Here is a 22,881-nt window from a genome sequence, read left to right on the forward strand (position 1 = left end):
TGACGGCTGAACTCAGTTTAGCTGTAAACGAATGAGGGAGGGGCGCTTCTCTGGCGTCCCCCTTTTCGGTTATCAATATGACACATCTGGCGAAGCGTTTCAAAGATTTTTTTATTCATTCGTCCAATACGAGGAAAACTCCTATCGCACCTTCACAGTCTCCGCAATCACAAATCCCATCTTTTTATAAAGGGAAACAGCCCTCTCGTTCCATGCTGCCGCGTGGAGAAATATTTCTTCTCCTGCGGTGCCGCCGTTCGCTGCCTGCCGGTTCCTGATATGATGCATCCCCCAGAGCAGCAGCGCCTTGCCGATTCCCATCCCCTGACATGGCTTTGCCACAAACAGATCGTCGATTTCGTTCCCGTAACAGGAGACGGCGCCTGCAATCGCGCCGTCCCTGAAATACAGAAACGTGTGCTCTGCATTGCCAGACATTTGGGAAAAGTCAGAAAGGTAATTGAACGGTTCAATCTCCAGGGCTTTCCGCATTTCATAAAAGCATTCATTGTACCGCGCCTGATATTCCGGCCAGAAGCGTTCCTCGAAAGGGACGCAGCAGATCCCGGCTTCTTTCTTTGGCATTTCCGTACAGACCATGGTGTATGCGATGATTTCTTTCATTCCGGCGCCTCCTGGAAGAATCGTTCTGTTCCCGCAGGTTTACGGGAGGAAGTTCATAAACAGCGTAATCAGGATGCTGTTGATAAAGTCGATGAACAGGCTGCCAACCAGCGGCACGACGAAATATGCCGTCGGGGACGGGCCGTATTTGGAGGTTACGGCCTGCATGTTCGCCATGGCGTTGGGCGTAGCACCCATTCCGAAGCCGCAGAAGCCTGTCGTCATGACAGCAGCATCGTAGTTTCTGCCAAGAAGCGTGAAGACGATGAAATAGGCGAAGAATGCCATCAGAACCGTCTGTCCGGCCAGCATGACAACCATCGGGAGAGCCAGCTCTGCAAGCTGCCAGAGCTTTAAGCCCATCATGGCGAGGCCAAGGAACAGGGAGAGGGAGAAGCTGCCGATGGTGCTGATCTCCTCCATGGGGACATCCTTTTCGCGCACGTCCATGACATTGCGGATGGCGGCTGCCACAACCATGGCGCCTATGTAGCTGGGGAACGACATGGGCTGTCCCATGATCGTGATTTTCTGGAGCAGGGAGGACACGACGGTTCCGGCGCCGATGGCGATAGCCAGGTACAGGGACGCGTCCAGGAAGCGGCGTGAGTCGATGGCCCCGGTCACTTCATTTTTGTCCACAACCACCTCGTTGGAGCCAGTGGCGCTTTCCGTGGAATGCAGGTTCAGAGAGTGGATTCTGCGGTAAGCGATGGGGCCGCCGATGACGCAGCCGGCCACGAGGCCGAAGGTGGCAGACGCGATGGCAACCGCGTGGGCGCCGGTCACACCGGCAGTTTCCAGAACGGGGCCAAAGGCACCTGCGGTGCCGTGCCCGCCGACCATCGGGATGGAGCCGGTAGCAAGCCCCAGCCGCGGGTCAAGATGGAAGGCTGCCGCAAGGGCGCTTCCCAGGACGTTCTGGAGAATTACCATGAGGACTGCCAGACCAAGGAAAAGGAAGACCTGGATGCCGCCCTTTTTTAGCAGGCGGAAGCAGGCCGTAAAGCCGACGCTGCAAAAGAATACGGTCATAAAAAAGTTCTGAAGCGTAGCATCAAAGGAAATCTCAAGGATTCCGGCGGAACGCAGGATTACATGAACCAGGGCGTAGACGACGCCTCCCACCACAGGCTCCGGAATGCAGTATTTTTTGAGAACCGGGAAAAGCCCCGTAAGCACACGGCCAAGGAGCAGCACGACGGCTGCTACGGCCACAGCCTGATACATGTTCAGTTCAATCGAAAACATGAAAACACCTCCATATGAATTTTTAAGACTCGTTCTCTTTCTATTATTTATACGAAAGAGTTGTCTGCATGGAAAGATTTTACAGGCTTTCTCTCAAAAAACTTCAGAAAAAGACAAAAAGCCTGCAAAAAAATTGCAGGCCATGGCCGGTTACTGCCGTTCGGCCTCCAGCATCAGACCGTCGATGAAGTTTTTGATGCTGACCTTTCCGCCGCTTTTCCGTTTGCCGCGGAGATAATCCATTTCTGCCTTGATTTCTTCAAAGGAAAACAAGGTGCCGGAATAGCTTGTGAAGGTTTCGTTTAAGAAGTCCTCGATCCCCATGTGGGCAATGTTGGACATTCCGGCGGCAATGGCCCGGCGGATCCGCTGTTCCATATTTTTCGGCGAATCGCTTAAAAGCTCGCAGGTATGGCCGATGTTGAGCTGGGAAGCAGGAATCCGGTTTTCATAGAGATATTCACAGATTTTTATGATGTCTGGGCAGCCCTTTTCTCCGGACATGCCGAGACGGTTTAAGATGTAGCGCAGCTTCTTTAAATAAAGATGGAGCTCATTTTTCTCCCTGGTTTCCGGCGCCATGTCGCTTAAGAACATCCGCCGGATGTTGTTCAGGGTCTGCTCGTTTTCAAGCTGATGCCGGACATTTTTTAAAACAGACGTCACCTCGATGATGTTGATGGGCTTGCTGATGAAAAAATCAATGCCGGCGCTGTATGCCTTGCTGACAAGCTCCTTGGCGGATACCTGGGAGATCATGATGCACTTGATCTGACGGTTCTGGCGGCGCAGCTTCTGGACAAATTCGACGCCGTCCATCACCGGCATGAAAAAGTCCACCAGGATGACGTCCGGCCTGGCCCGCAGAATCTCCTCCACATCGGCGGGCTGGCCGCCGCAGTCGCCGCAGACCTCTCCGAGGTCGTGATCCTCGATGATATCCTCCAGGATGCTGATGACAGAAATGTCGTCCTCCACAATATAGATTCTCAAAAGAATGTACCTCCCTTCAGGGCCTTAGCAGGTATATGCAGGGTGAAGACGGCGCCCTTTCCTGGTTCTGACTCCACGCCGATGGCGCCGCCGAATTTTTCTTCCACGGTCATTTTGACGCCGCAAAGGCCGACTCCCCGGTAAATGTTTCCGGTTTCCTGATTGAATTTGGTGGAATAGCCCATTTTGAAAATATTGGGCAGATGGCGCGGCGAAATGCCGGGGCCGGAGTCGATGACCGTGAAAATGACGGTATCGCCGTCGATGTGCTCCCGGAGAGAGACGGTTCCTGTGCTCTTTTTTGAGGCGATGGCCTCAACGGCGTTTGTCACCAGGTTTTTTAACACGGCCATCAGGGCATAGTGCTCCCCGGTGACGAAATTATCCTGGCAGGAAAAATCCAAAGAAAGCCGCAGCCCCAGGCTTTCCGACATCCGATGAGTCGTCTCCTCCAGGATGCGGAAGATGTCTTTAAGCTCCATCTGCTTTTCATCGTACTCGGCGGAGATTTCCTGTTCGATGCCCTGGATAATCCGCATATAGTCCTTTTTGATTTCATGAACGTCGCGGGCAATGGAAAGGGCCGTCCGCCTGGTTTCCTCCGGCACGTCAAGCCCCTGGAGCGTCTCGTAAAGCCGGTAGGCGCCGCTCATGATGGACTCGATTTCCTCAGAATTTTTCCGCATAAAGTAGACTTCATTTTTTAAATTGGCCGTCATGAGGAACAGGCGGCGATACCTGTCTTCGTGCTCGGTGCGGGAGAGAAGGGCCCGGTACTGGGCCTCGGCAGTCAGGCAGAGGCCGGCAAGGAGCGTGCGGAAAACGGCGATGAAAAAGAGGGAACCGGCCGTGAAGAAAAAGGGCACGTAGCCGGTTAAAAGCTCCTGAAGGGTGAGCTCCGCCAGATTGGAGAGAAAATCACAGAGCAGGATGGCGGGAAACAGCCGCTTCCAGCCTGCCGTATATTTGCTTTTTATGAACAGCCGGAAAAGCAGGCCGTAAACCAGATAAAAAAGCGAGCCGGGAACCAGAAAAAGGACGGCTTTCCCCGGCAGGCTCCCAAGGGCAAAGAAGAGCAGGGCAGCCCGGACGAAGAAAACCATGACGGCTGTGGCCGCACAGGTTTTTACGGTTCCGGCGCTTTTTCCGATGGTCATGAGCAGGACAGGAAGGAGAAGGACAGAGGCAGAAACGCGGAAGTTGGGCGTAAAAAGATTCCAGTAAAGCTGCGAAGATGCGGCGACGACGGTGCCTGTCAGTAAAATGCGTTTCCGGTTTCCCATGGCTCCCTCCTGAATATGTTCATAAGTCTGCCTAAAATCATACGGTACGCCGGGAAAAATGTCAATGCGGATGCTTAAGATTCTTTCCTTTTCACGGCGGAAAACATGAAAAAATAAAGCGGAAATTTGAGATTTTTGTATTGTAAGAAACCAGCCGGTAGATTATAATGAAGTTATGAGAAAGAGTTGTTCCGGGAGACTATCGGGGCAGCGGAAACTATGTGATGCAAATTTGAGGAGGAAAGAACATGAAACCTTATCATGAAATGTCGAAAGAAGAGCTTGCGTCCTTAAAGGAGCAGCTTACGGCTGTTTACAAGGAGTACCAGGGAAAGAACCTGAAGCTCAACATGGCCCGCGGAAAGCCAAGCTCCGAGCAGCTTGACCTCTCCATGCCGATGCTTGACGTTTTAAACAGCAAGAGCGACTATATGAGCGTAGACGGTGACTGCAGAAACTACGGCGTCCTGACAGGAATCCAGGAGGCAAAGGAACTCATGGGCGGAATGATGGATGCTCCGGCTGAGAACATCATCATGTACGGAAGCTCGAGCCTTACGTTAATGTACGATACCGTATCCCGTTCCTATTCCCACGGCGTTATGGGAAATACCCCGTGGTGCAAGTTAGACAAGGTGAAATTCCTCTGCCCGGTTCCGGGATATGACAGACATTTCGCAATCACCGAATACTTCGGTGTCGAGATGATCAACATCCCGCTTCATGACGACGGCCCGGACATGGACATGGTAGAGCAGTACGTCAACAACGATGAGAGCGTAAAGGGTATCTGGTGCGTGCCGCTTTACTCCAACCCGAGCGGACAGTCCTATTCGGATGAAGTAGTAAAACGCTTCGCAAACCTGAAACCGGCGGCAAAAGATTTCCGTATTTACTGGGATAACGCTTACTGCGTACATCACCTGTATCCGGATCATCCGGATCATGTGCTGGATATCCTCTCCGAGTGCGAGAAGGCAGGAAACCCGGATATGGTTTACAAGTTCGGTTCCACGTCCAAGGTGACGTTCCCGGGCGCAGGTATCTCCGCCATTGCCACCTCCAAGGCAAACATCGAGGATATCAAGAAGCAGATGAACAACCAGTTAATCAGCCACGACAAGATGAACCAGCTCCGTCATGTGAAATTCTTCGGAAACGTAGAAGGCTTAAAGGCCCATATGGCAAAGCATGCTGACATTCTCCGTCCGAGATTCGAGGCTGTTGACGAGATTTTAAATAAAGAGCTTAAGGGTCTGGAGATCGGAACCTGGACGAAGCCCAACGGCGGCTACTTCGTATCCTTCAACGCCATGGACGGCTGTGCCAAGGCCATCGTTTCCAAGTGCAAGGAGGCAGGCGTTGTCATGACAGGCGCAGGCGCTACATATCCTTACGGAAAGGATCCGCACGACAGCAATATCCGTATTGCCCCGTCCTTCCCGACGCTTGACGAGTTAAAGCAGGCCGCAGAGATCTTCTGCGTATGCGTGAAGCTTGTAAGTGTTGAGAAGCTTCTCGAGGCATAAAACCCAAATTTGCCATTTGACTTTACACAGACATAAAACGAACAGAATGCCGGCCCCGGAAACGGGATGCCGGCATTCTGTTCGTTTTTTGTTCCACAGGAAAGGCTGCCTGCCGCTTGCGGGATTCTTTTTTCCGTGCAGACATACCCATAAGTCCCTTTACATTTTCCGCGGGCTATACTAAAATAATGTAGGAGTCAAAAAGTATTTTGACTCCCATAATACCGGATTTATCAGAAAATGGGGAAAACTATGAAAGATACAAAAGGAAAGCAGGCACTGCTTAAAGAAGGCGGCGTGTATCTGATTTTCGGCGTGCTGACGACTGCCGTGGATTACGCCATATCCAACTATCTTTTTTATATGGCAGGAATGGGAGCCGTTTTTTCCCAGACGATTGCCTGGATCGCGGCTGTGCTGTTCGCCTTCGTGACGAACAAATGGTGGGTGTTTCACAGCAGGACTTTAGAGCCTGCGGCCGTGTGGCGGGAGTTTGTCTCCTTTGTGGCCTGCCGGATTGCCACGTTTCTTTTTAACCTGGTGGCCGTCGCCGTCATGGTGGACTGGATGAAGATTGACTTTTTCATCAGCAAGCTGGTGATCTCCGTGGCCGTCGTGGTTTTAAATTATGTGTTCAGCAAAATTTTGATCTTTGCCAAAAAGAATGACGAAAAATAAAAGGAGTATTCCTTGATGGAACAGAATGATATAAAGAAAATTTCCGAGGAAATGGAAGAGATCCTGGGAGCCGCGGGGGCCGGCAGGCCAAAGTCCCCTCGGAAGCCGGAGGAAGCCGGAGAGGACTTCTGGCTGGATGATGCCATGGATCCCTTTGATATGGAGGCGTTTGAGAAAGAGGCAGCGGCATTCTCCGAAGAGGGGATGCTATCCCGAAAGGATTCGGCCGGAGCCGGTGAGGAGCCGTCTGTCCGCGAGTCTATGGCTGCTTCCGATGGGGAGCCGTCTGTCCGCGAGGTTATGGCTGCTTCCAATGGTGAGCCGTCTGTCCGCGAAGTTACGGCTGCTTCGAACGCAGAGCCGCCCGTCCGCGAAACCATGGCCGGATCCAGCGCAGAGCCGTCCGCGCCCGAAGCCTCGTCTGCTTTCGGCGCAGAGCCGTCTGCCCCGGAGGAGACGGCCGCCGTCCCGCCTTCTGCCGCCTCCCAGGCGTCAAAATCCAGAAGGCGTGGAAATCCTGTGAAAACGAAGGAGGACGCGTCCATCGTCCGCCCCGGCGACGGGCTTCTTGTGGCGTTTTTTGTGCCGATAGTCATCATGCTCATCATCTACGCCCAGCGGGGGATTTTCCCCTTTGGAGAAGAGAGTTTCCTGCGTACCGACATGTACCACCAGTATGCGCCGTTTTTCTCCGAATTTCAGTATAAACTGAGAACCGGCGGCAGCCTGCTTTACAGCTGGGACGTAGGCATGGGCGTCAACTTTGCGGCCCTCTATGCTTACTATCTGGCAAGTCCGTTAAACTGGCTGATTTTACTCTGCCCGAAGGCCTATATCATCGAATTCATGACGTACATGATCGTCATAAAGACGGGCCTTGCAGGCTTAAGCTTTGCCTGGTATTTAAAGAAGCACTGCCGGACGAGTACCATCGGAATCGGCATGTTCGGGATTTTTTATGCCCTTTCCGGCTACATGGCCGCATATAGCTGGAATATCATGTGGTTAGACTGCATCCTGCTGTTTCCGCTCATTGTCCTGGGGCTTGAGAGGCTCGTAAAGCGCGGCCGCGGCTTTTTATACTGCCTGACGTTAGGACTTTCGATCCTTTCCAATTATTATATCTCCATCATGACGTGCATTTTCCTGGTGCTTTACTTCATTGCGCTGTTAATTCTGGAGCGGCCTGGGAAATTTAAGAAATACGCGATGGCATGCCTGCGGTTTGCCGTCTACTCGCTGCTCGCCGGAGGGCTGGCGGCCATCGTCCTGCTGCCGGAGATTTTCGCCCTTCAGGCTACGGCTTCGGGGAATTTCACCTTCCCGTCCGCCTGGAGTTCCTATTTCTCCATCTTCGACATGATCGCCCGCCATATCGGGAACGTACAGTCGGAAATCGGGCTGGATCACTGGCCGAATATCTACTGCGGCGTGGCCGTGCTGATGTTTTTCCTCATGTACCTGGCCTGCCGGAAAATATCCGTGAAGGAGAAGAGCGTTTACTGCGGCCTGCTGCTGATCTTTTTCGCCAGCTTCTCCATCAACGTCTTAAATTTCATCTGGCACGGCTTCCATTACCCCAACAGCCTGCCGTGCAGACAGTCGTTTATCTATATCTTTTTGATGCTGTTTATCTGCTTCCGGGCATTTCTGCACTTAAAAACCATGCCCCGGAGCCATGTGGCGGCCTCCTTTTGGGGCGCAGTCTGCTTCGTCCTTCTGGCGGAAAAGCTGGTGGAGCAGGAGCACTTCCACTTTGCGGTTTACTATGCGGCGATCCTGTTTTTGTCCATTTACACAGGGCTCATCTACATGTACCGGCGCGGAAGGCGCGGCCTGGCCGTGTTTCTGGCGCTGACGGTGGTGTCGGTGGAAGCGGCCGTCAACATGACGGTCACGAGCGTGACGACGACGAGCCGGACGGCCTATACGGCCGACAATGAGGATGTGAGGTTCCTGGCGGAGACGCTCCAGCCGGCGGAGGACTTTTACCGGGTGGAGAAGAAGACGCGGAAGACGAAAAACGACGGGGCATGGATGAATTTCCCGTCCGTCTCCCTGTTTTCGTCCACGGCCAACGCAGATCTCACGAAATTTTTCAAGCGCATGGGCTGTGAGGCGTCCACGAACGCTTACAGCATCACCGGCAGCACGCCGCTCGTGGACATGCTGCTGTCCGTCCGCTATGCGCTGTATTCCGAGCGGATGGAAAACACGGATATCATGATGTATCTCAGAGAATCCGGGGAGACATACCTTTACGAAAATATTTACACGCTGCCCTTGGGCTTTGTTGTCCCGTCGGATCTGGAAGAAAACTGGCTGTACCAGATGGACAACCCGGCGGACGTGCAGAACGACCTCTGCGGCGTGCTTGGCTCCGATCCTGTGCTGGCGCTTGTGGACGGAGAGATGACGGGAAACACCTACCGATTTACGGCAGACATCACAGGCGAATATTACGCCTATGTGGCAAATAAGCAGGTGAAGGACGTGAAGGCGTCCCTGCCCACGGGCCAGAAGAGCTTTTCCAACACGGACAGGGGATATTTCCTGGAGCTTGGCACCATTGCCGACGGAAACGAAGTGACGTTTACGGCCGGCCAGACAGGCGAACAGTTAAATGTCTTCGTCTACCGGTTTTCCGAGAGGGCGTTCATCTCCGTCTATGAAAAATTAAACGAGATGCCCATGCACCTTACAAGCTGGACCGATACGGAGCTTTCCGGAACCGTCGATGCGGCGGAGGCCGGTATGTTTCTTACGACAATCCCTTACGACGAGGGCTGGACGGTGACGGTGGACGGGGAGCCGGCCGTGACGAAGAAGGCGTTCGAGGCCTTTCTGGCCCTGGATCTTCCCGAGGGACAGCATGAAATCCATTTTTCCTATTTCCCGAAGGGCTTAAAGGGCGGCATGATCCTTACAGGCGCCTCAGCCGCGGTTCTGCTGCTTTTATATCTGATCCGCAGACAGACGGATAAACAAGACAAAAAAGATACAAGGAGGACAAATCCATGAAGCTTTGGGGAGGACGATTTACAAAAGAGACAGACGCGCTTGTCCACAATTTCAACGAATCCATTTCCTTTGACCAGAAATTTTACCGCCAGGACATCCGGGGCAGCATTGCCCATGTGACGATGCTGGCAAAGCAGGGCATTTTAAGCGCAGAAGATAAGGAGGCCATCGTTTCCGGCCTTGAGGGGATTTTAAGCGACCTGGAAACCGGCCGCCTGGAAATCACGACGGAGTACGAGGACATCCATTCCTTTGTGGAAGCGACGTTAATCGAGCGGATCGGCGAGGCCGGAAAGCGCCTGCACACGGGGCGCAGCCGAAACGACCAGGTGGCGCTTGACATGAAGCTCTACACCAGGGACGAGATCGACGAGCTGGACGGGCTTTTAAAGGGGCTTCTTTCCGAACTTCTGACACTCATGGAGGACAATCTCCACACGTATATGCCGGGTTTTACCCATCTCCAGAAGGCACAGCCCGTGACCTTATCCCACCACCTCGGCGCGTATTATGAGATGTTCCGCCGTGACAGGGGACGTCTCCTTGATATCCGGAAGCGGATGAATGTCTGCCCCCTTGGCTCCGGCGCCCTGGCCGGTACCACCTATCCCCTCGACCGGGAATACACAGCAGAGCTCCTTGGCTTTGACGGCCCCACCTTAAACAGCATGGATTCCGTCTCCGACCGGGATTACCTGATCGAGCTTCTTTCGGCACTCTCCATCATTGCCATGCATTTAAGCCGGTTCTCCGAGGAGATCATCATCTGGAACAGCAACGAGTATCAGTTTGTGGAGATGGACGATTCTTACAGCACCGGAAGCAGCATCATGCCCCAGAAGAAGAACCCGGATATCGCCGAGTTAATCCGCGGGAAAGCCGGCCGCGTCTACGGCGCGCTCATGTCTCTCCTTACGGTGATGAAGGGGATCCCGCTGGCTTACGATAAGGATCTCCAGGAGGACAAGGAGCTGACCTTTGACGCCATCGACACGGTGAAGGGGTGCCTGCTCCTGTTTACAGGCATGGTTTCTTCCATGACCTTCAGGAAAGATAAAATGGAGGCCAGCGCAAAGCGCGGCTTTACGAACGCCACGGATGCTGCCGACTATCTGGTGAACCACGGCGTGCCGTTCCGCGATGCCCACGGCATCATCGGCCAGCTTGTCCTCATGGCGATAAACGAAGGGAAATCCCTGGATGAACTGAGCCTTTCGGAGTACAAGTCTGTCTGCCCGGTATTTGAAGAAGATATTTATGAGGCAATTTCCATGAAAACATGCGTGGAGAAGCGCACCACCATCGGGGCGCCAGGCGCCGATGCCATGAAGCGTGTCCTTGAAATTTATAAGAAAGAGCTGGAAGCGTAGAAGATGCGACGAGGGCCACAGACAAATCTGCAGGTTTTGATTTGTCTGCGGCCCCCGTGTCATATTTAGAGAAGGAAGGCCAACTAATGGCCTCAAAAATAAGAAAATGTCATAAGTAAATAAAGTTAATCGGTCGGTTCACAGTTTTCCCAGAGATCTTTAATTTCCATCATCCCATGTCACCCCTTTGAATTTGTAAACAGCCTCAGCCGTTTCTGAGGTATTTCCTGATTGCGAGTATAGTGTAACACCAGATAATATAATTGTAAAATGTTTATTTGTTTGATATAATGTAAATAAATAATAACATTTATGACGAGGGCAGGCCATATGACATTTCTGGAAATCGAAGCATTTTTAAACATTGTACAGTACGGAAGCTTCTCCGCCGCAGCCGAAAAGCTCTACGTGACGCAGCCGGCCCTGGGCCGCCGGATCCGCGCGCTGGAAGAGGAGTTGGGCTATCCGCTTTTCGTGCGCGGAAAGGGCGTCCGCCATGTGACGCTGACGAGGCAGGGGCAGGCCTTCATCGGGCTGGCCTACCGCTGGCAGGCGCTCTGGAATGAGACCCAGGAGGAGGCGCTTTTAGGCCATGAGAAAAACTTTTATGTCGCCAGCGTCGGGAGTCTTTTGACCTTCATGCTGCCGAATGTGTTCCAGACCTTTATGAAGGAACACCCGGAATGCAGCCTCCATGTGTCGACGATCCACTCCAGCGAGGCCTATCCCCACGTCAGCAACAAGAGTGCCGACATCGCTTTCATTACCGACCCGATCTATTCGTCCCAGGTGAAGACCGAGCTGTTTTTTGAAGAGGAACTGTGCCTGGTGGCCGGAACGGAGCTGGGGCTCCCGCCGTCCTTAAAAATCAGCCAGCTTGACTCCCGCCACGAGATCCGCACCCGCTGGGACAGGAATTTCGATGCCTGGCACAATTACTATTTCGGCAACTCCTCGGTGCCGCGGATGTACCTGGATGAGATGGGCTTTCTCCAGTATTTTGCCCAGAGCGGCGATAACTGGGCGTTTCTGCCGGTGTCCATCGCCAGGAGCATGAAGGACACGGCGCCGATTTCCATTCACGAACTGGATGTGGAGCTTCCGAAACGGACGCTTTACTACCTCTACCGCGTCCAGGACGCCTCGCCCTACCAGGAGCCGCTTTTGGAGCTTTGCAGGAAGCGGCTCAGGGAGGAAGACGGCGTGACGGTGCGGGAGGTTTCCTAGAAAGGAGGAGACGACATGAAGAAGGCAAACCGTTTATTGGCAGTGCTGTTTGCGGCAGATTTGCTGGCTTTAACGAATTACAGAGAAGCTGTGGATAGCATAGCGCGCACGTTTTCCTTTGATGAGGTCCTGTTTTACTGGTTTTATCTGATTCCGGCGGCGTATCTTCTCGGCGGTTATTTTCTGGGACAGCTTCTTCTGTTAAAAGGAAGCGTGCGCCTGAACGGGACAGTAAAAAAGGGATTTCTTGCTGCTGTGACGGCTCTTCTTGCGGCTTATCTGGCCGCAGACATCCTGTCGACGATCCACAACTTTTTCCCGGTACTTCCGGAACAACTGTCCAGCAGGCTGGGGTACCTTGTCGTGTGGGTCTACAATAACTGTCTGCCGGCATTTTTTGTGGCGGGGATGATTCTGGCGGTGTGTGCGGTGAGTTTTAGGAAGGGGGAATAACCCCTTCCCATTTTACGGCGCCACCGCCACCTTAATCACCCCGTCACGTCTCCCCTCAAAGATCTCATACCCCTTTTCAATCTCCTTAAGGGAAACCCGGTGGGTAATTAACGGCGTCATATCAATGCGGCCGGCCTCAATGAGCCGCAGGATTTCCTCACAGTCGCATCCGTCCACGCCGCCTGTTTTAAAGGTCAGATTCTTCCCATACATCTCAGGAAGCGGCAGTGTCTGCGCCTCGTCATAGAGCGCCACCACCACAACGACGGCGTTGGGCCTGGCCGCCTGCCAGGCGAGCTTAAAGGTTTCGGCTGTTCCGGCAACCTCCATCACCACGTCGGCGCCGCCGTGTTCACTGTGGGCCTTTACAAACGCTTCCAGATCCGTCTCATGGGGATTTACGACAGTCACCTGGGGATAGTGCTGTTTCACGAAGGCGATCCGTCCCTCATCCACCTCGGCCACGATGACGCGGCCGGGGTTTTTTAACAGCACGCAGGCCAGGGTACAGATCCCCGTAGGCCCGGCACCTAAAATCAACACCGTATCGCCCTCTTTGATTTCCCCGATCTTCGCGGCCCAGTAGCCGGTAGCCAGGATATCGCCTGTAAAAAGCGCCTGCTCGTCGGAGACAGAGTCCGGGATTTTCGTAAGCCCCTGGTCGGCATATGGCACGCGGACAAACTCCGCCTGGCCGCCGTCGATCCGGCAGCCGAGGGCCCAGCCGCCGTCGGGATCCGTGCAGTTGTTCACATAGCCATGGAGGCAGAAAAAGCACTGTCCGCAGAAGGTCTCCACATTGACGGCCACCCGGTCGCCGGGGCGGACATTTTTTACCTCTTTACCGATTTCTTCCACGACGCCCACCATCTCGTGCCCCACAGTAATCCCCGGTACGGCCCTGGGCACGGAACCGTGCTTGATGTGCAGATCGCTGGTGCAGATGCTGGAGAGCGTCACCCGCACGACGGCGTCCCTGGGGCTTAAAAGCGTTGGCCTCGGCTTTTCAGCCATGGAAAATTTCCCTGTTCCTTCATATATATATGCCAGCATGATAGTTATCCTTTCTGAAAAAAACTGCGGCCGCCCCATCCCGGGAACGGCCGCAGCCGCAAGCCGTAAGGCTTTACCGCTTGTTGCTCTTTTTCCAGATATGCATCTTCTCTGCGTTTTCGATCAGTTCATCGCGGAACTGCGGGTGTGCGACGGAGATGATGGCCTCGGCCTTCTGCCAGGTGGAAAGGCCCTTTAAATTCACCTTACCGTACTCGGTCACGAGATAGTGGACGTTGGCGCGGGTGTCGGTGACGATGGAGCCCGGATTTAACGTCGGCAGGATCCTGGACTTTAACTGGCCGTCCTTCGTGGTAAAGGTGGAAGAACAGCAGATAAAGCTCTTTCCGCCTTTGGAAAGGTAAGCGCCCAGGACGAAGTCAAGCTGTCCGCCGGCGCCGCTGATGTGTTTGAGCCCGGAGGACTCGGCGTTGATCTGGCCGAACAGGTCGAGATCCACGGCGTTGTTGATGGAAATAAAGTTGTCGAGGGATGCGATGGTGCGGACATCATTCGTATAGCTGACAGGCGCAGACATACATTCCGGGTTCTTGTTCAGATAATCATAGAGCTTCTTCGTGCCGGCGCCGAAAGCGTAAACCTGGCGGCCCTTGTCGATGCCCTTTCTTGCGCCGGTGATCTTTCCGGCCTTTGCAATGTCGACAAAGGCATCCACATACATCTCCGTATGTACGCCGAGATCCTTAAGGTCAGACTTTGCGATCATGGAGCCGACGGCGTTCGGCATGCCGCCGATGCCAAGCTGTAAGCAGGCGCCGTCCGGGATTTCCTCGACGATGAGCTTTGCGACAGCCTCGTCCACCTCGGTGGCAGCAGCAGCGCCGCCCATCTCGGCGATGGCCGGGTTATCGCCCTCGACGATCATGTCCACCTTGGAGACATGGATGCAGTCCTCAAAGCCGCCGTAGCAGACAGGCATGTTTTCGTTGACCTCGACGATGACGGTCTTTGCCGTCTCGCAGCATGCGGCCATGTGGGACGCATTGGGGCCGAAGTTAAAATATCCGTGCTCGTCCATGGGAGCCACCTGGAAAACAGCCACATCCGGCTTCGTCTGGGAGTCCCTGTAATATCTCGGAAGCTCGGAATAGCGGATCGGCGCATAGAAGGAAAAGCCCTGCGCGATGGCCTTTCTCTCGATGCCGCCCATGTGCCAGGAGTTCCAGGTCAGATGGTCGGCCGGGTTCTCAATCTTGAAAATTTCCGGCACCCACATTAAAATGCCGCCGCGGAAATTCACATCCGTAAGCTCCGGCATACGCTTTGCGATGGCAGCGTCGACGGCCACGGGAGTTCCCGTCGTCCAGCCGTAGTCCACCCAGTCGCCGGATTTGACAGCTTTTGCGGCTTCCTCAGCCGTCACCAGCTTTTCTTCATACATTTTTCTGAAATCCATTGTTATCGCCCTCGTTTCTTATAAAAGATAGGATGCGGCGCATCCGTCATCGTCTTAATTTTAACATTTCTGCCGGGCACGGTCAATATGAAAGACGGCCCCGGCTTCATTTCCCAGGAAACCATGAAAAACAGCCGTTTCATTTCATCAAAGGATTTTAGAAAATCACATAAAAAGTTAATGAAAAATCAAGAAAAAACCTTTGATAATTATTTGACAGCTAAAATGATTGGTGTTATGATAAATGACATATGAAGTATTGTCGAGCCGTCTGCGGGAATGTCGCCGGATGTCGGCGGGAAACGCCTCGGAGGGCCGTCAAACGGTATATTGAGGAGGAAAAACTAATGGCAAAGAAAATTGTATTGGCAGGCGCATGCCGTACAGCAATCGGCACAATGGGCGGTGCACTGAGCACGGTTCCGGCAGCCGAACTGGGAGCGATTGTTATCAAAGAGGCTGTAAAGAGAGCCGGAATCGCCCCGGAAAACGTAGACCAGGTGTACATGGGCTGTGTCATCCAGGCAGGACAGGGACAGAACGTGGCACGTCAGGCATCCCTCCACGCAGGACTTCCGGTTGAAGTCCCGGCAGTTACGATCAATGTCGTCTGCGGTTCCGGCCTTCAGGCTGTAAACATGGCGGCTCAGATGATCGAGGCGGGCGATGCGGACATCGTCGTCGCAGGCGGCTGTGAGAACATGTCCATGGCTCCCTACGCGGTAATGCAGGGCCGCTACGGATACAGGATGAACAACGGAACGCTTGTGGATACGATGATTAAGGATGCCCTCTGGGATGCATTCAACGACTATCACATGGGAATCACTGCCGAGAACATCTGCGAGCAGTGGGGCCTTACGAGAGAAGAGCTGGACAAATTCGCGGCCGACAGCCAGAATAAGTGCGAGGCTGCTCAGAAGGCAGGCGCCTTTAAGGACGAGATCGTGCCGGTAGAAGTAAAGAAGAAAAAAGAAACCGTAATCGTGGACACCGACGAGGGCCCGCGTCCCGGAACGACCGCAGAAGTTCTTGCAAAGCTGCGCCCGGCCTTTAAGAAGGACGGAATCGTGACGGCAGGCAACTCCTCCGGAATCAATGACGGTGCTGCGGCAGTCGTTGTCATGAGCGAAGAGAAGGCAAAAGAGCTCGGCGTAACGCCGATGGCTACCTGGGTGGCAGGCGCTCTTGCAGGCGTTGAGCCGCGGATTATGGGTATCGGCCCGGTGGCAGCGACGAGAAAAGTTATGGAAAAAACCGGCATGAAGATCGAAGACTTCGATGTTATCGAGGCCAATGAGGCATTTGCGGCCCAGTCCGTTGCCGTAGGAAAGGATCTTGGCTTTGACCTTTCCAAATTAAACCCCAACGGCGGCGCCATTGCCCTTGGACATCCGGTAGGAGCCTCCGGCTGCCGTATCCTTGTAACCCTGCTTCATGAGATGCAGAAGAAGGACGCGAAGACGGGACTTGCAACACTCTGCATCGGCGGCGGCATGGGCTGTGCGGCGATTGTAAAGAGAGACTAATCCTTACATAAAACAGGGATTCTTTTAGGAGGCAGTCAGCTATGGGATTTGTAACGTATGAGCAGGACGGCTATGTTGGCATCATAACGATCAACCGCCCCGAAGCTTTGAATGCACTGAACAGACAGGTATTGAAAGACCTGGATGAAGTAATTGATAAAATCGACCTGAACGGGACACGGGCAGTCATCGTGACCGGCGCAGGCGAAAAGGCCTTTGTGGCCGGCGCCGATATCGGCGAGATGAGCCATATGACGAAGACAGAGGGCCGTGAGTTCGGAAAGTTCGGAAACGACATTTTCCGCAAGTTGGAGAGCCTGCCGATCCCGACCATTGCGGCGGTAAATGGCTTTGCTCTCGGCGGCGGCAACGAGCTCGCCATGAGCTGTGATATCCGGATCTGCTCCGAGAACGCCGTATTCGGCCAGCCGGAGGCAGGCCTTGGAATTACGCCGGGCTTTGGCGGCACCCAGAGGCTCGTAAGGCTTGTGGGAACGGGAAAGGCAAAGGAAATGATCTATGCAGCCGTCAACATCAAGGCGGACGAAGCTGCCAGGATCGGCCTTGTCAACGCCGTTTATCCGAAGGAAGAGCTGATGTCTGCGGCCATGAAGCTGGCAAAGAGGATCGCGTCCAATGCGCCGATTGCGGTGAGAAACTGCAAGCAGGCGATTACGGACGGCTATCTTTCCGACCTGGATCATGCGGTCGCCATCGAGGAAAAGTATTTCTCCGAGTGCTTTGAGACCGAGGATCAGAAGGACGCCATGCAGGCATTCCTTGAAAAACGCAAGGTAGAAGAATTTCATAATCGTTAAGAGGCGGAAATTAAGGAGGCATATCATGAAGGTTGGTGTTATAGGTGCAGGAACCATGGGTTCCGGAATTGCACAGGCATTCGCACAGACCGAAGGCTATGAGGTTATGCTGTGCGATATCAATGAAGAATTTGCAGCAAACGGCAAGAAGAAAATCGAGAAAACCTTATCCAAGCGCGTCGCAAAAGGGAAAATGGCGCAGGAGGACATGGATAAAATCCTTGGAAAGATCACCACAGGCGTGAAGGATATCTGCGGCGACTGCGACCTGATCGTGGAAGCTGCCATCGAGAACATGGCAATCAAAAAGCAGACCTTCAAAGAGCTTGATGCGATCTGCAAGCCGTCGTGTATTTTTGCAACCAATACCTCCTCCCTCTCCATCACGGAGATCGGCGCAGGCATTGACCGCCACGTGGTTGGCATGCATTTCTTCAACCCGGCTCCTGTTATGAAGCTTATCGAGGTCATTGCAGGCCTCAACACAGCTCCGGAAGCCGTTGAGGAAGTGATCCGCATCTCCAAAGAGATCGGAAAGACCCCGGTACAGGTAGAGGAAGCCGCAGGCTTTGTTGTAAACCGCATCCTGATCCCGATGATTAACGAGGCCATCGGCATTTACGCAGACGGCGTTGCATCGGTGGAGGGAATCGACGAGGCCATGAAGCTCGGAGCCAATCATCCGATGGGCCCGTTAGCGCTCGGCGATCTGGTTGGCCTGGACGTTGTCTTGGCGATCATGGAGGTACTCCAGAGCGAGACAGGCGATTCCAAGTACCGTCCGCATCCGCTCCTTAAGAAAATGGTGCGCGGCGGCCGTCTCGGACAGAAGACCGGCAGAGGCTTCTACGATTATACAAAATAAAAGCCCGGAGAGCGGGCATTGGGATTCCGGCGAACCGCAGGGGGAGCCGGCCGGGAGGGGATTTTTTGGTTCCCGCCCGGCCGGTGTGCGGCCACCGGGACAATTTATGCTTTGATACATAGGGGAGATGCCGCATCCACGTTTCCCCATGTCATATATGAACCAATTACAAGGAGGAACTAACACATGGATTTTACATTAAGTAAAGAGCATGAGATGGCGAGAACATTGTTTCATGATTTCGCTCAGAAAGAAGTAAAACCTCTTGCTCAAGAGGTGGATGAGACGGAAAGCTTCCCGAGAGAGACCGTTGAGAAAATGGCAAAGATCGGTTTCCTTGGCATTCCGGTTCCGAAGGAATACGGCGGACAGGGCTGTGATCCGCTTGCATATGCAATGTGTGTAGAGGAGCTCTCCAAGGTCTGCGGTACCACAGGCGTTATCGTTTCCGCTCATACGTCCCTCTGCTGCGATCCGATCCAGACCTACGGTACGGAAGAGCAGAAGCAGAAATACCTGATCCCGCTTGCAAAGGGCGAGAAGCTCGGCGCATTCGGTTTAACTGAGCCGGGCGCAGGTACGGACGCACAGGGCCAGCAGACAAAGGCTGTCCTGGAGGGAGACGAGTGGGTTCTTAACGGCTCCAAGATCTTCATCACCAACGGCAAGGAAGCAGACGTTTATGTAATCATCGCTGTTACCGGCATCGTTGAGGACAAGAAGGGCAGAAAGAAAAAAGAAATCTCCGCATTCATCGTAGAGAAGGGAACCCCGGGCTTCTCCTTTGGTACAAAAGAGAAGAAGATGGGTATCCGCGGCTCCGCTACATATGAGCTGATCTTCACAGACTGCCGCATCCCGAAGGAAAACCTGCTTGGAAAGAAGGGCGAGGGCTTCCATATTGCCATGCATACTCTTGACGGCGGCCGTATCGGTATCGCTGCCCAGGCACTCGGCCTTGCTGAGGGCGCTCTGGAGAGAACCATCGAGTATGTAAAGGAAAGAAAGCAGTTCGGAAGATCCATCGGCCAGTTCCAGAATACCCAGTTCCAGCTTGCCGACATGGCTACAAAGGTTCAGGCAGCTCAGTATCTGGTTTACCGCGCAGCTATGGCAAAGGCTACCCAGAAGTCCTATTCTGTGGAAGCAGCTATGGCAAAACTGTATGCAGCAGAAGTTGCTATGGAAGTAACAACAAAGGCTGTTCAGCTCCATGGTGGTTATGGTTACACGAGAGAGTACGACGTAGAGCGCATGATGCGTGATGCTAAGATCACGGAGATCTACGAGGGTACAAGCGAAGTTCAGAGAATGGTAATTTCCGGCGCATTACTTAAGTAATCGGGGATTCCAGGAAAAGAGAATAACGAAGAATAGGAGTGAAATACAGTGAAAGTAGTTGTTTGTATTAAACAGGTGCCGGATACCAAGGGCGGCGTTAAGTTCAAACCGGATGGAACTCTTGACAGAGCGGCTATGCTCACCATCATGAACCCGGACGACAAGGCAGGTCTGGAGGCAGCTCTCCGCTTAAAAGATCAGTATGGTGCAGAGGTAACAGTTATTACAATGGGTCTTCCGAAGGCAGAAGAGGTTCTTCGTGAGGCTATGGCCATGGGTGCTGACAACGGCATCCTGGTAACAGACAGGGTTCTCGGCGGCGCCGATACCTGGGCAACATCCCAGACTATCGCAGGCGCAATCCGCAACCTGGACTATGACCTGATTATCACAGGCCGTCAGGCTATCGACGGCGATACGGCACAGGTTGGCCCGCAGATCTCCGAGCATCTCGGAATCCCGGTTATCAGCTATGCCCAGGATATCAAGATCGAAGGCGACAGCGTCATCGTACAGCGTCAGTATGACGACAGATACCATGTCCTGAAAGCAAAAATGCCGTGCTTAATCACAGCACTTTCCGAATTAAACGAGCCGCGTTACATGACTCCGGGCGGAATTTTCGACGCTTACAAGAAGGAAATCACCGTTTGGGGCAGAAACGATCTGAAGGATGTCCTTGATTCCAACCTTGGTCTTAAGGGATCCCCGACTCAGATTGCAAAGGCTTCCGATAAGGTAAGAAAGGGTGCCGGCGAGAAGGTCGTTCTTGACCCGACCGAATCCGTTTCCTACATCGTTGGAAAGCTCGAAGAGAAGCATGTAATCTAATTAAAATAATAGAAAAGTGTGGTGAATGTAATGAACTTAGAAGAATACAAGGGAGTATATGTCTTTGCACAGCAGGTTGACAATAAAATCAGCAGCATTGCATTGGAGCTGATTGGCAAAGGAAAGGATCTTGCAAAGGATCTTGGAACGACCGTGACGGCAGTCCTGGTTGGTTCTGACGTAATGGGACTTACAGACGAGCTTGGCGAGTACGGCGCAGACAAGGTAATCGTTGTGGATGACCCGCAGTTAAAAGAATACAGGACAGAGCCGTACACCCATGCACTTGCTTCCGTTATCGAGAAGTACAAACCGGACGTTTTCTTAATCGGCGCTACGGCCATCGGACGTGACCTGGGCCCGCGTGTATGCGCGAGAATCCATACAGGCCTTACGGCTGACTGTACGCAGCTTGACATCGGAGACTTTCCGCTTGTTCCGACCCCGGGCAAAGAGCAGAAGCACAACCAGCTTCTCATGACACGTCCGGCTTTCGGCGGCAACACCATCGCTACGATTGCATGCCCGGAATTCCGTCCGCAGATGGCTACGGTTCGTCCCGGCGTTATGCAGAAGCTTCCGAGAGAGGCAGGAAGAAAGGCAGAGGTTGAGAGCTTCAACCCCGGCTTCGTTCCGAACGAGAAATACGTTGAGATCCTTGATATCGTAAAGGCTGTCAACAATGTTGCCGATATTATGGATGCAAAGATCCTTGTTTCCGGCGGCCGCGGAGTCGGAAGCCCGGAGAACTTCAAAATCCTGGATGAGCTGGCTGAGGCCATCGGCGGAACCGTAAGCTGTTCCCGTGCCGTTGTGGATGCAGGCTGGAAGCCGAAGGATCTCCAGGTAGGACAGACCGGAAAGACCGTTCGTCCGCACGTATATTTTGCAATCGGTATCTCCGGCGCTATCCAGCACCTTGCCGGTATGGAAGAGTCCGATATCATCATCGCCATCAACAAGGACGAGTCCGCACCGATCTTCGATGTGGCTGACTACGGCGTTGTCGGTGACTTGAATAAGATTGTTCCGCTTCTGACCCAGAAGATCAAAGAGGCCAAGGCGGCAGCAAGCAAATAAGTGAAATCTGTGTGAATGCGCGCGTCCGGAAAACGGACGGCGTCAGGAGCGCCCCCAGGGGAACCGGCTTTTGCGGCCGGGGCCTTTGGGGGCGCTTTTCGTAACATTTGAAGCAGACAGACGCCTCCCATATGATGTAAAATAGAGCCAGCAGAAAATCCGGATAAAATCGGGAAAGGAGAGCGGTAACACATGACACACAAATGCAAAATCACGGTGCTGCGGAAGGAATGTTTTGCGGATCTTCAGGAGGAGTACCTGGCGGATCCAAAATCCGGCGTCTGTCCGATGTTCGAGGTGGGACAGGAATTTCTTGTGGACGGCAGGAATTATTCGCAGATGTTAAACGGGCAGTTCTGCGCCGAGGCCTGGGATGCCATCAGCCGCTACGTCTATGCGGCGCTTCAGGGTGGCTCGATCATGAAGGGCTGGACGAACGATGAGAAGATGATGATTGCCTGCTGCAACGACGGCACGCGGCCGGTGATTTTTAAGATCGAGAGGATCGACGGGGAGGAAGCAGATGAAGCGTAAGGTAAAAATCACAATCCTGAAACGGGAGTTTTACGGGGATCTGGTGGAAAAGTACATCGCAAAGCCCGGTGTTGGGAAGTGCGGGAAGTTTGAGGACGGACAGGAATTTTTTGTCACCAGGGAGACGTATGACCGTTTCCCGTATGAGAACAATTTCTGCATCTCGGCCTGGGATATTCTGAAAGGGAAGGTATATTCCGCGCTCCAGGGCGGCAACTTCTACTGGGAGGGCTGGATGAAGGACAGCAAAAAGATCGTCGTCTGCTGTGACGACGGCGTGCGTCCCGTCGTATTTTTAATGGAAGTCTTTGAGGAATAGGAGAGAACCAGGAATGAAAAAAATCCTTGTCGTCCTTGGCGGCGGCCGTCCCAACGGGAACACGGCCCAGCTTGTCAGGGAATTCATGAGAGGGGCCGAGGCGGCCGGCCATCAGACGGAGCTGGTGTCCTTAAATAAGGTGCAGGTGAACGGTTGTCTCGGCTGCAACGTCTGCCGCTACGGGAAGCCGTGTGTCCAGAAGGACGGCTTTCACGAGCTGATCCCGAAGATCAAAGAAACGGATCTGATTGTTTTCGCATCACCGCTCTATTTCTGGACGGTGTCGGCGAAAATCAAGGCCTTTATCGAGCGGTTTTACTGCATCGCAGAGGAAGACGAAAACCCGCTGCTCGGCCGGTATGAAAAATATCCGGTGCGGGACTGTGCGCTCCTTATGACGTCCGCCGACAACTTTTTCTGGACGTTTGAGCAGGCGGTTTCTTATTATAAGTTTGCGCTGGTGAACTACATCGGCTTCCGTGACAGGGGCATGCTCTTAGCTGGCGGCTGCGGCAGCACCAACGGGCGGCCGCAGATTGAAAAAACCGGGCATCTGAAAGAGGCCTATGAGTTCGGCCTGCATATTTATGAGGATGAAAAATAGACGATACGCAGGAAGACAGGGCGGCAGTGAAAACTGCCGCCTTTGCTGCGTCCTGGGGATG

21 protein-coding genes are annotated in these 22,881 nt (G+C 53.5%); 15 read left to right on the forward strand and 6 right to left on the reverse strand.

Annotation, left to right across the window (positions count from 1 at the left end; translation table 11 throughout):
- Nucleotides 1-141: 141 nt before the first annotated feature.
- From KE531_11725 to KE531_11740, 4 genes are all read right to left on the reverse strand, one after another.
- On the reverse strand, nucleotides 142-624 hold the full coding sequence (locus tag KE531_11725; protein MBR9954269.1) for a GNAT family N-acetyltransferase: 483 nt from the start codon (nucleotides 622-624) through the stop codon (nucleotides 142-144).
- Between the two features lie 39 nt (nucleotides 625-663).
- Nucleotides 664-1,875, reverse strand: a complete 1,212-nt coding sequence (gene gltS / locus KE531_11730) for a sodium/glutamate symporter (protein MBR9954270.1) — start codon at nucleotides 1,873-1,875, stop codon at nucleotides 664-666.
- A gap of 150 nt (nucleotides 1,876-2,025) precedes the next feature.
- Nucleotides 2,026-2,868 carry a response regulator gene (locus KE531_11735; protein ID MBR9954271.1) on the reverse strand — a complete coding sequence of 281 codons (843 nt, stop codon included), beginning with the start codon at nucleotides 2,866-2,868 and terminating at the stop codon, nucleotides 2,026-2,028.
- Complete coding sequence (locus KE531_11740; protein MBR9954272.1) at nucleotides 2,865-4,151, reverse strand: sensor histidine kinase; 1,287 nt, start codon at nucleotides 4,149-4,151, stop codon at nucleotides 2,865-2,867. The genes KE531_11735 and KE531_11740 overlap by 4 nt, the downstream gene beginning before the upstream one ends.
- A 248-nt stretch (nucleotides 4,152-4,399) precedes the next feature.
- Here KE531_11740 and KE531_11745 point away from each other — a divergent pair, with 248 nt between their 5' ends.
- The 6 genes from KE531_11745 to KE531_11770 all read left to right on the forward strand — a co-directional run bounded on the left by KE531_11745 (nucleotide 4,400) and on the right by KE531_11770 (nucleotide 12,429).
- Entirely contained in the window at nucleotides 4,400-5,680 is a 1,281-nt protein-coding gene (locus KE531_11745) for an aminotransferase (GenBank protein MBR9954273.1), read from the forward strand.
- Between the two features lie 252 nt (nucleotides 5,681-5,932).
- Nucleotides 5,933-6,358: a GtrA family protein gene (locus tag KE531_11750; protein MBR9954274.1), complete on the forward strand. Its 426-nt coding sequence runs from the start codon at nucleotides 5,933-5,935 to the stop codon at nucleotides 6,356-6,358.
- 204 nt (nucleotides 6,359-6,562) lie between these two features.
- Nucleotides 6,563-9,379, forward strand: a complete 2,817-nt coding sequence (locus tag KE531_11755; protein ID MBR9954275.1) for a YfhO family protein — start codon at nucleotides 6,563-6,565, stop codon at nucleotides 9,377-9,379.
- Nucleotides 9,376-10,749, forward strand: a complete 1,374-nt coding sequence (argH, locus tag KE531_11760; GenBank protein MBR9954276.1) for an argininosuccinate lyase — start codon at nucleotides 9,376-9,378, stop codon at nucleotides 10,747-10,749. Before KE531_11755 ends, argH begins: the two co-directional genes overlap by 4 nt.
- A gap of 330 nt (nucleotides 10,750-11,079) precedes the next feature.
- Nucleotides 11,080-11,976, forward strand: a complete 897-nt coding sequence (locus KE531_11765; GenBank protein MBR9954277.1) for a LysR family transcriptional regulator — start codon at nucleotides 11,080-11,082, stop codon at nucleotides 11,974-11,976.
- 15 nt (nucleotides 11,977-11,991) lie between these two features.
- Complete coding sequence (locus KE531_11770) at nucleotides 11,992-12,429, forward strand: hypothetical protein (GenBank protein MBR9954278.1); 438 nt, start codon at nucleotides 11,992-11,994, stop codon at nucleotides 12,427-12,429.
- A 12-nt stretch (nucleotides 12,430-12,441) separates the two neighbouring features.
- On the opposite strand, the gene KE531_11775 is transcribed toward KE531_11770, so the two are convergent.
- Both KE531_11775 and KE531_11780 read right to left on the reverse strand, forming a co-directional pair.
- The gene (locus KE531_11775) at nucleotides 12,442-13,482 is read right to left on the reverse strand and encodes an alcohol dehydrogenase catalytic domain-containing protein (protein ID MBR9954279.1); all 1,041 of its coding nucleotides are present in this window, start codon (nucleotides 13,480-13,482) and stop codon (nucleotides 12,442-12,444) included.
- A 73-nt stretch (nucleotides 13,483-13,555) separates the two neighbouring features.
- The gene (locus KE531_11780; protein ID MBR9954280.1) at nucleotides 13,556-14,899 is read right to left on the reverse strand and encodes a butyryl-CoA:acetate CoA-transferase; all 1,344 of its coding nucleotides are present in this window, start codon (nucleotides 14,897-14,899) and stop codon (nucleotides 13,556-13,558) included.
- Nucleotides 14,900-15,246: 347 nt separating this feature from the next.
- Between KE531_11780 and KE531_11785 the strand changes: the two genes are divergently transcribed.
- From KE531_11785 to KE531_11825, 9 genes are all read left to right on the forward strand, one after another.
- Nucleotides 15,247-16,428, forward strand: coding sequence for an acetyl-CoA C-acetyltransferase (locus KE531_11785; GenBank protein MBR9954281.1), 1,182 nt, complete (start codon nucleotides 15,247-15,249; stop codon nucleotides 16,426-16,428).
- 41 nt (nucleotides 16,429-16,469) lie between these two features.
- Nucleotides 16,470-17,246, forward strand: a complete 777-nt coding sequence (locus KE531_11790; protein MBR9954282.1) for an enoyl-CoA hydratase/isomerase family protein — start codon at nucleotides 16,470-16,472, stop codon at nucleotides 17,244-17,246.
- A 25-nt stretch (nucleotides 17,247-17,271) separates the two neighbouring features.
- Nucleotides 17,272-18,111: a 3-hydroxybutyryl-CoA dehydrogenase gene (locus KE531_11795; protein MBR9954283.1), complete on the forward strand. Its 840-nt coding sequence runs from the start codon at nucleotides 17,272-17,274 to the stop codon at nucleotides 18,109-18,111.
- 186 nt (nucleotides 18,112-18,297) lie between these two features.
- Complete coding sequence (locus KE531_11800; GenBank protein ID MBR9954284.1) at nucleotides 18,298-19,452, forward strand: acyl-CoA dehydrogenase; 1,155 nt, start codon at nucleotides 18,298-18,300, stop codon at nucleotides 19,450-19,452.
- A 48-nt stretch (nucleotides 19,453-19,500) separates the two neighbouring features.
- A complete protein-coding gene (locus KE531_11805; GenBank protein MBR9954285.1) occupies nucleotides 19,501-20,283 on the forward strand; it encodes an electron transfer flavoprotein subunit beta/FixA family protein in 783 nt (260 codons plus the stop codon).
- Nucleotides 20,284-20,313: 30 nt separating this feature from the next.
- Entirely contained in the window at nucleotides 20,314-21,363 is a 1,050-nt protein-coding gene (locus KE531_11810) for an electron transfer flavoprotein subunit alpha/FixB family protein (GenBank protein MBR9954286.1), read from the forward strand.
- A gap of 192 nt (nucleotides 21,364-21,555) precedes the next feature.
- Complete coding sequence (locus KE531_11815) at nucleotides 21,556-21,897, forward strand: TIGR04076 family protein (GenBank protein ID MBR9954287.1); 342 nt, start codon at nucleotides 21,556-21,558, stop codon at nucleotides 21,895-21,897.
- Nucleotides 21,887-22,216, forward strand: coding sequence for a TIGR04076 family protein (locus tag KE531_11820; protein MBR9954288.1), 330 nt, complete (start codon nucleotides 21,887-21,889; stop codon nucleotides 22,214-22,216). The genes KE531_11815 and KE531_11820 overlap by 11 nt, the downstream gene beginning before the upstream one ends.
- A gap of 13 nt (nucleotides 22,217-22,229) precedes the next feature.
- A complete protein-coding gene (locus KE531_11825) occupies nucleotides 22,230-22,820 on the forward strand; it encodes a flavodoxin family protein (protein MBR9954289.1) in 591 nt (196 codons plus the stop codon).
- Nucleotides 22,821-22,881: the final 61 nt, after the last annotated feature.

This window comes from Eubacteriaceae bacterium Marseille-Q4139 (genome assembly GCA_018223415.1).
Taxonomy (GTDB): Bacteria; Bacillota; Clostridia; order Lachnospirales; family Lachnospiraceae; genus CABSIM01.